Below are 13,653 nucleotides of genomic sequence, written 5' to 3'. Positions count from 1 at the left end.
GAGGGCATAGCGTGGGAGGTACGCCAAGCAACGCTAAGGACGAACAATACCGGAACGGCGTGCAAGGGCATCACCTGCGGAGGCCGATGATGCCCAGCTCTTGCCACATCCACGTAAAATCATAGGTAGCCATTGGCTCGCCGACCCCGGATTTTGCTGCGCCATTCTCTATATATTTGAGCCAGTCGGCCACTTTCGCCCGGCCAGCCTTCGTGCGGGCCAGAGCGCGCGGCGTCTTGTTGCCAAGGGCAGGCACCGCTTCATCAAGCGTTTTGGTATATTCGCGTGTCAGCATATCATGAACGATGCGCTCCATTTCGTCCGGCGGGATATCGAGCGGCTCTTCCTGCGGAGCGCGGGCGGCGTCATCAGCCATGAACTGGGCCAGAGTCCGGATTTCGGTCATAGGTGTGCTCACGCAATCACCAAGCCATTCGCCCATTTGCGCAATCGCTTTCTCCGCACGGGCGGCACTATTGACCTCAACGATCAGTTTGCGTCCCGCCAACTCGACATTGGCGAAGACGGGTGTGCCGTCCTCCATGGTCGTCACAAAAGCCTGCCCGCCTTTGGCCGTTCGTGGTTTTCTCTCCTTCGTCACCGGCACCAGCCAGTTCCAGAATGTGTCGCTGGCAGGCTCCAGCCATTGTGCCGCGTTCAGCCTGCGAACCACGCTCTTGCCGATCACGCCCTTGGCCAGGGGGAAGACGATGCGGTGGAACACAAGATCATCGCCATCGGCGTTGACCATATCCGGCATGGTGCCAGGCATGGCTTTGCCCAGACAATCGAGCAGCCACATGTTCGTGAACATCGGGCCTGATGCCCGTAAAATAGCATCCCGGTCGGTCTGGTTTAGTTCGGAGGTGTCCTTTGCATCGTCCGCAAGCCGGCCAAACGCGTCGATCAGTTGTAGGGCGCCATCAGCGCTGAACGGCAACAGCGCGCCCGAGATGCCATGGCGACCGTTCACATCGACAACCCGTGCAGCGATCTTGTCCCAGTTGACGAGGGTCTGTGTCGCGCCGTGTTCGCGGACCGTGACTGGCGCAACATCCCGCAACAGATCACGCAAGGTCATCGACTGACCGGGGACGACCTCGCTAACCTCATAGAGCGACATCATCGTATCCCGCAGCGCGCGCATATAGGCCTTGTTCGGCGCCTTCTCGTTCCAGCCTCGGCGCTTGAGATAGTCATCGACCAGATTGCGACCGTCAGGTTCCAGTTCCTGTGTCAGCAGATCTTCAAAGGCGCAGCCCCATAGCGGCCCTTGCCAATGATCACCGATGATCTCGAATATGGCGTCGGGTTCGAGGCCGGTCGCTTCACATGCCGGACCGAGATGCGCGGACAGCATTTCATCCATCGCCTCGTCCCACGGAGCACGATCCGCATATTTCATCAGCCCGGACAGATCGTGAGCAGATTTCAATCTGGACATTCAGGCAGGCCTTTCCACGCCAAGGCGGCGCATTTCGCGATAGATGGTGGATCTGCCGATGCCGAGTTGCCGTGCTGCCTCTGTCGGCGAGATACGGGCTTCGACCAGTTTGATGGCCGCATCCACCTTGGACATGTCGAGCGGCTGACGGCCAGGCTGCTTGCCCTTGGCGCGTGCAGCGGCGATCCCATCGCGGGTCCGCTCAGAGATTAGCCGCCGCTCGAAATGGGCGATAGCTCCGAACACATGGAAGATGAGTTCGCCGGCGGCCGACGAGGTGTCGATTTTTTCCTCAAGACTCAGGAGGGCGATGCCTTGGCTGCGCAAAGTTTCGACTGTGGCGAGCAGTTCAGTCAGCGAACGCCCAAGCCGATCGAGGCGGACCACGGCGAGCGTGTCACCCTTGCGGGCATAGGCGATCAGTTCGGCCAGTCCAGGCCGCTCCATGCTTTTTCCCGATATTACATCGGTGAACACCTTGATGGCGCCGGCATTCTCCAGTCGCATGGTCTGGCCCGCCACATCCTGATCGCCGGTGCTGACGCGGGCGTAGCCCAGAATGCCGCCCATCTATCGTGTCTCCCAAACGGTCGTTCTGTGGACGCTCTGAAGGGCGACCGCTTCACCCCGCCCATAGCCGTCCACATACTATGTCTCTTTACTCATGGCTGTCCATAGGCGCAGTTGACCTTTTGTGGACGGGAATCGGCATGACGAAGCGCAAGCATCAACTCCTGACCGAGAGCGAGCGCAATCAGATCCTTGCCATCCCGACCGATCGCGACCACTTGGCTCGGCTCTACACCTTCGAGCCTGCGGACATCGAGATCATCGGCGCGCGACGGGAACGACGGAACCAGTTGGGCGTCGCGCTGCAACTCGCGCTCTTGCGCCACCCGGGCATCACACTGGCGCAGTTGATACAGAACAGGGGAGCGATGCCCCATGATCTCGCCGCCTTCGTCGCAGAACAGCTTGGCCTGCGCGTCACGGATCTGGCTGACTATGCGGCGAGGGACCAGACCATGACGGACCATGCTCGCGAGCTAGCCGCGCGCTTGGGACTGCGAGGGCCGACGCGTGCCGATATTCCGTTCATGATCGAAGCGGCCACGAAAACGGCATGGGCGACCGACAAGGGGATGACGATAGCGACCGGTGTTGTCACCGCCCTTCGTGAGGCCCGGATTCTGCTGCCGTCCATCTCCACCATCGAGCGTGCCAGCAGCGCGGGGCGCGCGCGTGCCCGCAAGCAAGCCGCCTATGCCCTGATCGACGATCTCAGCGCTGAACAGGTCCACGCCCTCGACCAGCTCTTTGACGACGCCGGGGGCATGAGCCAGCTCGCTTCGCTCAAGACCATTCCCATCGCGGCAAGGCCCGATCATATCCGCCAGATTCTCGACCGCCTGCGGCAAGTGCGGAAGATCGGCATCTCCCCGGACGTGGCTGGCCGCATCCACGCGGACCGCTTCCGGCAATATGTCCGGGAAGGCCGTGCATCGCCTGCCTATATGATCGAGCGATACGTTCCCTCCCGGCGGCGCGCCACGCTGGTTGCCTTCCTGCTCGATCTTGAAGAGCAGCTGACCGACAGCGCTCTGGAGATGGCGGACAAGCTGATCGGCAGCATCTTCACCCGCGCGAAGAATGCCCAGGCGCGTAGCTATGCCGCCACATCGAAGAACGTGGCGCGGCTGATGCTGATCTTTCGCAGAACGATCGATGCGCTGACCGATGCGGTCGATACTGGCGAAGATCCAATTGAGGTCCTGGACGCATCGGTCGGGTGGAACACCCTGATGAAGGCGAGGCCGGAAGTGGCGAGCATCGCGGAAACCGCCAACCTCGATCCGCTGACGGTCGCGGCCGACCGCTATGCGACGTTACGCAAGTTCGCCCCCGACCTGCTTGAGACGCTCCAGTTCAGGGCCGGAAAGGGCAGTGCGAAAACGATCGCTGCCATCGAAATGCTGCGCGACCTCAACAGGTCGGGCAAACGCGATCTTCCTACCGACGCTCCGATGCCCTTCCGTAAAGAATGGCAGAAAATCGTCATGGGCGATGACGGCAAGATCAATCGGCGGCTCTGGGAAATCGCGACTATCGCGCATCTGCGCAACAAGCTGCGCTCCGGTGATGTCTGGGTGGAACGATCGACGGGATACCGCCAGTTCGACAGCTACCTGCTAAGCGAACCGAAGGCCAAGCCGATCGTGTCGGCTCTTGGTCTGCCACCCACAGCCGGCGAATGGCTCGAACAGCGGGGCCGCGAACTGGACTGGCGACTGAAGAAATTTGCCCAGCGCCTGAAGCGCGACGCTCTGGAGGGTGTGCGGTTCCGCGACGGCCGCCTCCAGATATCCCCGGTTCGCACGATCGCGATGCCCGATGCCGAAGCGCTGGCTGACCGGCTCGATGCGATGATGCCCCGCATCCGCATCACCGAGCTGCTGCATGAAGTGGCGCAGGAAACCGGCTTTCTTGCTGCATTCACGAACCTGCGCACCGGCGAAGCGTGCCCCAACGAAAACGCGCTGCTCGCCACCATCCTTGCGGATGCCACCAATCTCGGCCTGTCGCGCATGGCTGCCGCGAGCCAGGGCGTGACGCGCGACCAGCTCCTGTGGACCCATGACGCCTATATCCGCGACGACAGCTACTGCGCGGCGCTGGCCGTGCTCATCAACGCGCATCACCGCCTGCCATTCTCGCGCGTATGGGGCGACGGCACAACGTCCAGTTCCGATGGCCAGTTCTTCAGGGGCGCGAAGCGCGGTGCATCGGGCGGCGATATCAACGCCCGCTATGGCGTCGATCATGGCTTCAGCTTCTACACTCATGTTTCCGACCAGCGTGCGCCTTACCACGTCAACGTGATCTCTGCCGCGACGCATGAGGCACCCTATGTTCTCGACGGCCTCACCAGCCACGGCACCGATCTGAAAATCGTCGAGCATTACACCGACACTGGCGGGGCGACCGATCATGTCTTCGCCCTGTGCGCGATGCTGGGATTTCGCTTCTGCCCGCGCCTGCGCGACTTTCCAGACCGGCGCCTCGCGCCGATCGCGCCGGTTAAGGCCTATCCGGCCATCGCCCCGCTAATGGGCAAGCGTATCCGCACCGACATCATCGCTGAACAATGGGATGACGTGCTGCGCCTCGTCGGCTCGATCAAGGCCGGCCATGTCGCGCCATCGGTCATGCTGCGAAAGCTCGCCGCGTACGAACGGCAGAACCAACTCGACGTCGCGCTACAGGAAATCGGCAAGATCGAGCGAACCCTGTTCATGCTGGACTGGCTGGAAAATCCCGATCTGCGCCAGCGATGCCATGCTGGTCTCAACAACAGCGAACAACGCCATGCCCTGACGCAGGCAATCTACACCTTCCGCCAAGGCCGGATCATCGACCGCAGCCATGAGGCGCAACAATATCGGGCATCCGGCCTCAATCTAGTCATCGCCGCGATCGTCTACTGGAACACGATCTACATGGATGCTGCCGCCCAGCATCTACGATCAACCTCGGTCGCGGTGCCTGATTATCTGCTCGCCCATACGTCCCCCGTGGGTTGGGAGCATATTGCCTTCTCCGGCGATTTCCTCTGGGATCGCGCAGCCGCTTCCGCTGGCCGCAAGGCCCTCAATCTCCCGCCGGATAGCCGCGTCGCATAAGCGTTCGCTGATTGTTCGCCCTTAGCGTTGTTTAGCGTACCATCCACGCTATGCCCTCATATTCATAGAGTTGAAACCACGGTGGGTGGCCTTCGCGAAGTGCTCACATCGGTCTTTGAGGTCAGCAATCTGCTCGAACAGCAGCGCACTGGTGCGAGTACCCGGCAGCTTGCGGCCTGGGCGGCCATTCTGGCCGTGCCGACTGCCCTCGCAGGCATCTACGGTATGAACTTCGAAAACATGCCAGAGTTGAAAACCAAGTATGGATATTTCGTCGTACTCGCGGTGGTCGCTACGGTGTGCAGCATGCTCTATATCAGGTTCAAGCGCGCAAAATGGATCTAGTCGAGGGTACAAGTGCCTTGAGACACTTAAAGGTTCGATGAGATAATTTTATGCCATGACTCTTACCTGACTACGCAATAAATATAATATCATCTCTTGTTAGTGAATGTGAGCTGTCGATCGCATTCCGCCTGCATTCAATATCGCGGTCCTATCTACTAGACGTGACATTCGGTCACGCTTGATGGAGGTAGTCATGAGAGGATCCTTGATCTTGGCCGCGGCGGCACTGGCGTTTGCTGCGCCGGCCGCGATGGCCCAGTCCCATGGCGGTTACGGCGGACATAATGGCGGCCCGTCCTACGGCAATCAGGTCCGAGGACACGGCGGATATGGCGACGCCTACCGCGATCGAGGCGGTGGCCATCAGCAGTCCTGGCGCGGTAATGGTGGCGGCTATTACCAGGGCGGTTATGGCTACAACAATCGCCATGATCGCCGCGAGGAACGTCGTGAACGGCGGCATGAGCGCCAGGAGCGCAATCAGCGCTACGGGGGTTATGGCTATTAAGATGAAAGCAGCGCTTCCCGGGCAGACCGCCCCAGCGGTGCCGACCAAAGAGAGGAATGCACCATGACGGATGCCGCAACAGTACCCGCGACCACCCGGTTGCAGGGCATGCTCTGCCCCGTGTGCCGGGTCGACCTCGTGCTCGCCGACCGGCAGGGGGTCGAGATCGACTATTGCCCGCAATGCCGGGGCATCTGGCTGGACCGCGGCGAACTCGACAAGATCATCGAGAAGAACGCTTCGTACGAGGCGACGTCGAGGCCGGCACCCGATTACCCGCCACAACCGACTGCACCTGGATATGCTCAGCCTGCTCCCTGGGGCGGGTACAATGAAGGATCTCATGGCGGTGGACGTCATGGTGGCGGGCATGACCGTGGTGGCCACGGCGGCTATCGTCCCGGCGGCTTTCTTGGCGGTCTGTTTCGGCATTGATCCGCACTCGGCTGGCGTTCTGAACAGGCAGCCGTTTCATGGTTGTCGGTGCATGGAGGGAGAAATAGCGTGACCAGAAAATGCGGGCTGACACTTGGGATCATGATCCTTGCCGGCTTGGCGGCAGCGCCGGCTGGCGCGCAGGTCATGTCCCATGGTGCCGGCGTCAACTGGAGCGGCACGCATGGCGGGGTCAACTGGGATGGCGGGCATGCCTATGAGGGTGGAAGCTACGGCGGTTACCCTGCCTCGTCCGCACCCCGTCCCGCGTACCAGATGCCGCAGCCTACGCCTTATCCCATGCATGAACCTCGCACGCCATACGCCCAAAATGACAGCAGCGATCACGCCGTCCGGCATGAAGATCGTCGTTCATCACCACCGGCGGTTCGGAGTCTTGACCGCAGGTGAGCCATCCCGCGGCCATCGGGCACTCGATGGACGCAGGCTGTGATCAGACGGCCATGCTCATGATGTCCTTGTAGGCCGAAAGAACCTTGTTCCGGACCTGCAAGGTGGCCTCGAACGAAACCGAGGCGCGTTGCTGTATCAGCGCCACGGTCGCGATATCGGTCGTCTCGCCTCGTTCGTAGGCTTCGGTCGCGACATCCTCCTGTTCCTGGAGCGCATTCACCTTTTGAAGCGCGGTCTGCATCGTCGCGGCAAAGCTCGTCGATGGGGCAGTGCCATCCGGTCCCCGCAGCGCATTCGGCGACGAAGCCGAGCCGACATCCCTCAGTGCGGCGTTTCGTTGAAGCACCGCGTTGCGCATCGCCATGACATCGGCCACGCCGTTCACATTCATGCCTGTCGACCTCTCACGCGAACGATAGAGCGCGCATCTTCGCGCAAGAATGATTAGAAATCGTTAAGGATGTTTGTTCGGGACTGGCCCCCGGTCCTTCTGGTCGTGGCAGTACGGGTCACGGATGATGGCGGTGTCGGTGCCGCAGGTGAAAGAGCAGACCTCGGCGTCGCGAAAACGGCTCGAACATCTCGTCGGGTCCCTCGGGGTCGAGCAGCTTGCTGTCGGCCAGCCATTTTTCCATCGAAGACAGTTCGGGCAGCTCGTACTCGCGTAGCGAGCGACCCGGTGCCTGCAACGCCGCGATCGTTGCGATCAACGAGCCGGTTTCGGCGAACTTCGCGATGACCGCGTCCTTGTTGGCGCCAAGGTGCTCGGCGAGCAGACCGGCGCGGATGTCGGCTATCTTTCGATGCCCATCGGCGTCGGATGCCCCGGTCTCGTCGAGTCGTCTGGCGATTGCCTCCGCGACCCGCCGGGAGGCGAAATACTGGCTTTCGGCATAGATCAGCCGCCGCGCCCGCGCGATGAGCGCGACATACAGCGCCTCGATCTCGTGGACCGGTTCCTGGTCGGCGAGCTTTGGCAGCGTGCGCGAGATCCCGACGGGCACGTCCCTGAAGTCTGCCTCGAGCCCATCAGGCCAGCAATCCGCGCCATTGGTCACGGGCTCGATCGAATACCCGCCGGCGGCATGCCACCGCTCCCGACAGGCGTCACCGAGGGCGCGTGCCACCGGGCCCTCCAGCGCCATGGCCGCGTCATGCCACGGCCCGTGCGGCGTGCCGTCCGGTCGGACGCGGCGCGGTTCCTCGTCCTGGTGGTCTCGCGTGTCCCATCGTTCGCGGGTCATGTCGATGCCGCCGCAAAAGGCCATGCAGTCGTCGATCACCACGATCTTCTGGTGATGCGATCCGGCGACCGGATGATGCCCGTCGAGTTTGAGGTGGATTTGGCGGTCGCGCATCCAGCGCAGGATCGTGAACAGGGTTCGGCCATGGAACAGCGTCTTGAGCGCACCGGTATCCCAGCGCAGTATGTGAATATCGAGCAGGGGACTGCGCTTGACCAGCCAGCTGATGAACGCTCCGACCGTCGGCGGACCCTCGTCCTGCCCCTCCCCGGCGAACTGGATCCGGGCGTCGAAGTCCCAGCCGATCAGCACGATGCGCCGCTTGGCCTTGAGCATCGCGGAGCGGGCGGCCCTGAAATAGTCATCGGCGTCGACGATGACGGCCGCACGGCTTGCCGTGGCGGTCCGCCAGAACGCGCGCCGAATGGTGGCGTCGCTCATGGGCTTTGGCACCTCAACGCCCATGACGACGCCCCCACGTGGCTACCCGCCAAGCGTACCAGAGCACGAGCGCGATGATGATCGCCGTCGAGACCGGACCCACATAGCGCTCGACCGCCCCATAGCGCTGCCCCAGCAGATAGCCGGCGGCGGCCAGCATCGCGGTCCAGGCTGCCGTGCCGATCGTCGACCACAGGAGGAAGGGTCCGAGGGGCATCCGCACGAGCCCGGCCGGGATCGATACGACCGATCGCACCGTGGGGACGATCCGCCCGATGCAGACGAACGGGCCACCGTGGCCGCGGAACCAGGTCTTCGCGCGCTCGACCTCCTGCCATTCGAGCGTTAGCCATCGGCCGTGCCGATCGACCAGGCCATGCAGCCGGTCGATGCCGAGCATCCTTGCGACGGCGTACCAGCAGAGATTGCCCGCCATGGCGCCCGCCGCTCCGGCGGCAATCACGCCCGGCAGCGACAATGCTCCGCGCGAAACACGCAGGCCGGCAAGCGGCATGATGACCTCCGAGGGGAGCGGCGGGAACACGGTTTCGGCGAACATCAGCACCGCGACGCCAAGATAGCCGAGCTGGTCGACGAGCTGCTGGATCCACTGGCCCAAACTGCTTCTCCTTATCTTATGTGTAAGCGCTGTGCGGGGCCCACCTTGCGCGGGTGATCCCCAGCGTTGAGCTTGCGCGGCCTGATTTGGGCCGAGGCGCTACTCCTATGATAATCCCGTGTGATGATCCTGTGAGCAAGGGCGCGCAGCGGTTTGAGATATTCACCGGTGCGGGCAAGCGGCGCGATTGGCCGCCGGAGGTCAAGGCGTCGATTGTCGCGGAGTGCTATGCGGGCAACGAAGGAGTCGGCGCCGTCGCCCGTCGCTATGGCCTTGACCCTTCGCAGGTCTATGCCTGGCGGAAGGATTTGCACAAGCAATTGGCGGACCAGGGGCAGGCCCCTTCGTCGGCAGAACCGGCCGCCGCGACGTTCGTGCCGGCGGTGGTCGAGTTGAGCGCGCAACCTGATCCGGCACCCACGCGTCGTGTTCGGCGAAGGCGGCGTGCGCCAACGGCTGCGGTAGAACTGGAGATTGACGGTGTAGCAGTGAAGATCGCGCGCGGCGCCGATGCTGGTGTGATTGCCGCGGTGATCGAAGCGCTAAAGGCAACCCGATGATCGGACCTGGTGCTGGCGCGCGCGTGATGGTGGCGACGCGCCCAGTGGATTTCCGCAAAGGGCCTGACGCGTTGGCCGCGCTGGTCGGCAAGGAGTACGGCGGCGATCCCTTTTCGGGCGTGATCTACGTGTTCGGCGTCACCTCAAGGTTTGTGCGCCAGACAACGATTTGCCGGACATTGTGGGAACATAGGCGTCAGGCGGCGACGCGGAGATACTGGTATAGGGTTTCACGGCTGATCCCCAGGTCGCGGGCGATTGTGGCCTTACGCTCGCCGGCGGCAATGCGGCGGAGCAGCTCGGCGACCTTATCGTCAGAGAGGGACCGTTTCCGTCCGCGATAAGCGCCGCGTTGCCTGGCAAGCGCAATTCCTTCGCGCTGCCGTTCCCGGATCAAGGCACGCTCAAATTCGGCGAACGCGCCCATGACCGAAAGCATCAGATTGGCCATGGGGGAATCCTCGCCGGAAAAGGCAAGGCTCTCCTTCATGAACTCGATGCGGATGTCTCTCTTCGTGAGAGACTGGACCAGCTTGCGCAGATCGTCGAGATTGCGCGCCAGTCGATCCATGCTGTGCACCACGACGGTATCGCCCTCGCGGGCGAAGGCGAGCATGGCGTCGAGCTGGGGCCGATTGACGTCCTTGCCCGATGCTTTGTCGGTAAAGATCCGGTCGAGCGACTGACCTTCCAACTGGCGATCGACATTCTGATCGAATGTGCTCACCCGGACGTAACCGATCCTCTGGCCTTTCATCGCCGCCTCCGGTCAATTTGTCAGGTTGAAATCTATGACACCGCGCAACAGACGTCAACAAATGCGTTCACCAACTCTAATCTGACAGAATTGGAAGCACCGCCCTGACGTCCGGTTAGGCTATACTCCAGATTGACGCTAGCCTGCTGCTCAGGAGTCGGATGGAGGCAGCATGGCGCGGCGGCGATTATTGACCGGGGAAGAACGGCGGCGCCTGTTCGATGCTCCCCATGACGAAACCGCGATCGTCAGCCACTATACTCTTGCCGTCAGGGATCTTGACCTGATCGGTCGCCGCTATCGACCCGCCAATCGCCTCGGCCTGGCTGCGCAGATCGCATTGATGCGGCACCCTGGCTTCGGTTTGCAGCCCGACATCGGCGTGCCAAATGCGATCCTCCACTACCTTGCTGCCCAGATATTCGTCGATGCGGAGGCTTTCGGCGACTATGGCCAGCGCGCCCAAACGCGCAACGATCACGCTGACATTGCCGCACAGCACCTCGGGTTACGCCCCTTCCGGCGAGGGGATATCCCACTCGCGCTCGACCTGGCCGCGCGAGCCGCCGAACAGACCGACCGGGGCGAGCCCATTGTTCGCGCGTTGATGGAGGGATTGAAGCAGGAGCACTTCATTCTTCCATCGGCCGACACGATCGAACGGGCCGGTCTCGCCGGCAGGGCGCGCGCCCGCAAAGCCGCGGCAGCAACCATCATCGAAAGCCTGGGTCATGCCGAACTGACCCGGATCGACGATTTGATCGTCAACAGCAGCGACTTCGGCATGACGCCGCTGGCTTGGCTGCGCAATTTCGAGGAGGCGCCGACGACGGCAAATATCAACGGCCTGCTGGAACGGCTGCGCTATGCGCGCGGGGTCGGCATCGATCCGGCGATCGGCGCCAAAATTCCCGATTTCCGGTTCGCGCAATTCATGCGTGAAGGTAGCGCGGCACCGGCGTTTCTGCTTTCCGACTATAGCCTCAACAGGCGGCGCGCGACCCTGGTCGCGGCGGTGATCGACCTCGAGGCCCGGCTCGCCGATGCGGCGATCCAGATGTTCGACAGGCTTGTCGGCGGCCTGTTCACACGCGCGCGGCGCAGCCGTGAAAGACGCTATCAGGACAGCATCCGCTCGGTCGGCGAACTCATGCGGTTGTTCGGCGCCACGATCGCGGCGCTGGGAGAGGCGGTCGAGCATGGCGGCAATCCGATGGAACTGATCGACGAGGCTGTGGGCTGGCACAGGCTGGTCGCGGTGAAGGCGCAGGTCGATGCGCTGGCTGATCTGGCGGGGGAAGATGCCCTTGTCGCGGCAACAGGGCGTTATGCGACCTTGCGCCGGTTCAGCCCAGCTTTCCTCGATGCATTCACGTTCAAGGCGACGGGAAGCGGGGTGCAACTGGTCAAGGCGATTGATGTCATCCGCGACGCCAATGCGCGCAAAACGCGCAACCTGCCCGATGGCGTTCCCCTGCCATTCGCCAACCGGCAGTGGAAGCGCCTCATCACCGAAGGCGGCCAGATTGACCGTCGGCGCTATGAAACAGCCGTCATGGCCACCCTGCGCGATCGGTTGCGCGCCGGCGACATATGGGTGGAGGGAACCCGGAACTATCGCCGCTTCGACACCTATCTGTTGAGCCGGCGCGATGCCGGGAAGGTGGCCGAAAACCTTGCATTCCCAAACGATGCTGCGGCCTATCTGGCCGATCGCGCGAGAATGCTCGATTGGCGGCTGCGCCGTTTCGCCAAGGAACTCAAGGCGAACCGGCTTGCAGGCGTGGCGCTCGAGCGCAATCGGCTCAAGCTGCAACCGATGCTGGCAATCACGCCGCCCGAGGCAGAGGCTCTCGATCGCAGGCTCGACGCGCTGTTACCGCGCGTGCGGATCACCGAACTCCTGGTCGAGGTAGCCGAGCGCACCGGCTTCCTGAGCGCGTTCCGCGATCTTCGGTCCGGCAAAGAGCATGACAACCCGCATGCGATCCTTGCGGCCATTCTGGCCGATGGATCGAATCTGGGTCTGGAACGGATGGCCAATGCCAGCGACGGGGTAAGCTACGCCCAGCTTGCCTGGACGCACAATTGGTATCTGTCGCCCGAAAACTACCAGGCTGCGCTGGCCATGATCGTTGCCGCGCACCATGATTTGCCGTTCACGCATCATTGGGGCGCCGGAACCAGTTCATCCTCCGATGGGCAGTTCTTCCGCTCAGGCCGCAGCCGATCCGCAGCTGCCGACATCAACGCCAAATATGGCGGCGAGCCCGGCCTGAAGATCTACTCCCACTTGTCCGATCATTTTGCCTCCTTCGGGTCGCGGATCATGTCGGCCACCGCCGGAGAGGCGCCTTATGTGCTCGACGGCCTCATGTTGGGCGCCGGCGCGCTGCCGCTGCATGAACATTACACCGATACCGGCGGCGCGACTGACCATGTCTTTGCTCTCTGCCATCTTCTCGGCTTCCGCTTCGTACCCCGGTTGCGCGACATCGCCGACCGGAAACTCGGCTCGATCGCTCCACCCTCGACCTACAAGGGCCTCGAAAGCCTCATGGGGCGAACGGTCAAGACCGCCGCGATCGAAGCCGACTGGGAGGACATCGTCAGGATTGTCGCCACCATCAAGGAGGGAGCCGTCGCGCCGTCTGCGATCCTGCGCAAGCTCGCCGCCTACAAGCGCCAGAACAGGCTGGATTTCGCCCTGGCGGAACTTGGTCGCATCGAACGGACGCTGTTCACGCTCGACTGGCTTGAACAGCCCGACTTGCGGCGGGCCTGCCAGGCCGGCCTCAACAAGGGCGAGGCACGTCATACCCTCGCCGCCGCCATCTACACCAACCGGCAGGGCCGGTTCACGGATCGTTCGATCGAGAATCAGGAATATCGGGCATCGGGCCTGAACCTGCTGATCGCGGCGATAGCCTATTGGAACACCATCTATATGGACAGGGCCGCCCAGCACATCAAAGCATCCGGCGTCAGCTTCGACGACGCGCTCCTCGCTCACCTTTCCCCCATGGGCTGGGCGCATATCAGCTTGACGGGAGATTATCTCTGGCACCGGGCAAAACCGCTCTCCCCCGGCGAATTCCGCGCTCTCAACGATCCCATGGCTCGCCTCAAACTCGTGGCATAGCCAATGTTCTCATGATGTCCGCCAAATCGTTGTCTGGCGCACAAACCTTGAGGTGACGCCT

The 13,653-nt window shown here is 62.5% G+C and carries 11 protein-coding genes and 2 pseudogenes; 7 read left to right on the top strand and 6 right to left on the bottom strand.

All coding sequences use genetic code 11. The annotated features are described in order from the left end of the window. Window positions 1-70: 70 nt before the first annotated feature. Window positions 71-1,444, bottom strand: coding sequence for a hypothetical protein (locus AX672_RS11760; RefSeq protein ID WP_007015736.1), 1,374 nt, complete (start codon window positions 1,442-1,444; stop codon window positions 71-73). Further along, entirely contained in the window at window positions 1,445-2,014 is a 570-nt protein-coding gene (locus tag AX672_RS11755; RefSeq protein ID WP_007015735.1) for a recombinase family protein, read from the bottom strand. A gap of 140 nt (window positions 2,015-2,154) precedes the next feature. On the opposite strand from AX672_RS11755, the gene AX672_RS11750 reads away from it, so the two are divergent. From AX672_RS11750 to AX672_RS18275, 4 genes and pseudogenes are all read left to right on the top strand, one after another. Beyond that, window positions 2,155-5,124 (top strand): Tn3 family transposase, encoded by a 2,970-nt coding sequence (locus tag AX672_RS11750; protein WP_066651622.1) that lies wholly within the window; start codon window positions 2,155-2,157, stop codon window positions 5,122-5,124. 57 nt (window positions 5,125-5,181) lie between these two features. Next, window positions 5,182-5,469, top strand: a pseudogene (locus AX672_RS11745) (CorA family divalent cation transporter); the annotation flags it as partial. A gap of 208 nt (window positions 5,470-5,677) precedes the next feature. Continuing rightward, entirely contained in the window at window positions 5,678-5,980 is a 303-nt protein-coding gene (locus tag AX672_RS11740; protein WP_175310304.1) for a hypothetical protein, read from the top strand. Between the two features lie 63 nt (window positions 5,981-6,043). Next, a complete protein-coding gene (locus AX672_RS18275; RefSeq protein WP_217497834.1) occupies window positions 6,044-6,415 on the top strand; it encodes a TFIIB-type zinc ribbon-containing protein in 372 nt (123 codons plus the stop codon). A gap of 454 nt (window positions 6,416-6,869) precedes the next feature. On the opposite strand, the gene fliE is transcribed toward AX672_RS18275, so the two are convergent. From fliE to AX672_RS11720, 3 genes are all read right to left on the bottom strand, one after another. Further along, window positions 6,870-7,220, bottom strand: coding sequence for a flagellar hook-basal body complex protein FliE (gene fliE, locus AX672_RS11730; protein WP_056060013.1), 351 nt, complete (start codon window positions 7,218-7,220; stop codon window positions 6,870-6,872). Window positions 7,221-7,338: 118 nt separating this feature from the next. Beyond that, window positions 7,339-8,514 carry a hypothetical protein gene (locus tag AX672_RS11725; protein ID WP_082730526.1) on the bottom strand — a complete coding sequence of 392 codons (1,176 nt, stop codon included), beginning with the start codon at window positions 8,512-8,514 and terminating at the stop codon, window positions 7,339-7,341. A 13-nt stretch (window positions 8,515-8,527) separates the two neighbouring features. Further along, window positions 8,528-9,133: a DedA family protein gene (locus AX672_RS11720; RefSeq protein ID WP_082730525.1), complete on the bottom strand. Its 606-nt coding sequence runs from the start codon at window positions 9,131-9,133 to the stop codon at window positions 8,528-8,530. A 131-nt stretch (window positions 9,134-9,264) separates the two neighbouring features. Between AX672_RS11720 and tnpA the strand changes: the two genes are divergently transcribed. Together tnpA and tnpB are read left to right on the top strand one after the other, a co-directional pair. Further along, on the top strand, window positions 9,265-9,693 hold the full coding sequence (gene tnpA, locus AX672_RS11715) for an IS66-like element accessory protein TnpA (protein ID WP_231731308.1): 429 nt from the start codon (window positions 9,265-9,267) through the stop codon (window positions 9,691-9,693). Next, window positions 9,690-9,818 (top strand): annotated as a pseudogene (tnpB, locus tag AX672_RS19275) (IS66 family insertion sequence element accessory protein TnpB); the annotation flags it as partial. The gene tnpA and the pseudogene tnpB, both read left to right, overlap by 4 nt. A gap of 71 nt (window positions 9,819-9,889) precedes the next feature. On the opposite strand, the gene AX672_RS11710 reads toward tnpB, so the two are convergent. After that, the gene (locus AX672_RS11710; protein ID WP_058803345.1) at window positions 9,890-10,450 is read right to left on the bottom strand and encodes a recombinase family protein; all 561 of its coding nucleotides are present in this window, start codon (window positions 10,448-10,450) and stop codon (window positions 9,890-9,892) included. 172 nt (window positions 10,451-10,622) lie between these two features. Here AX672_RS11710 and AX672_RS11700 point away from each other — a divergent pair, with 172 nt between their 5' ends. Next, window positions 10,623-13,592: a Tn3 family transposase gene (locus AX672_RS11700; RefSeq protein ID WP_082730523.1), complete on the top strand. Its 2,970-nt coding sequence runs from the start codon at window positions 10,623-10,625 to the stop codon at window positions 13,590-13,592. The last annotated feature ends 61 nt before the right edge of the window (window positions 13,593-13,653 follow it).

The sequence above is a fragment of the Sphingomonas sp. CCH10-B3 genome (genome assembly GCF_001556185.1).
In the GTDB taxonomy this organism is placed as follows: domain Bacteria; phylum Pseudomonadota; class Alphaproteobacteria; order Sphingomonadales; family Sphingomonadaceae; genus Sphingomonas; species Sphingomonas aquatica.
This window is presented reverse-complemented; position numbering and strand designations above follow the sequence as displayed.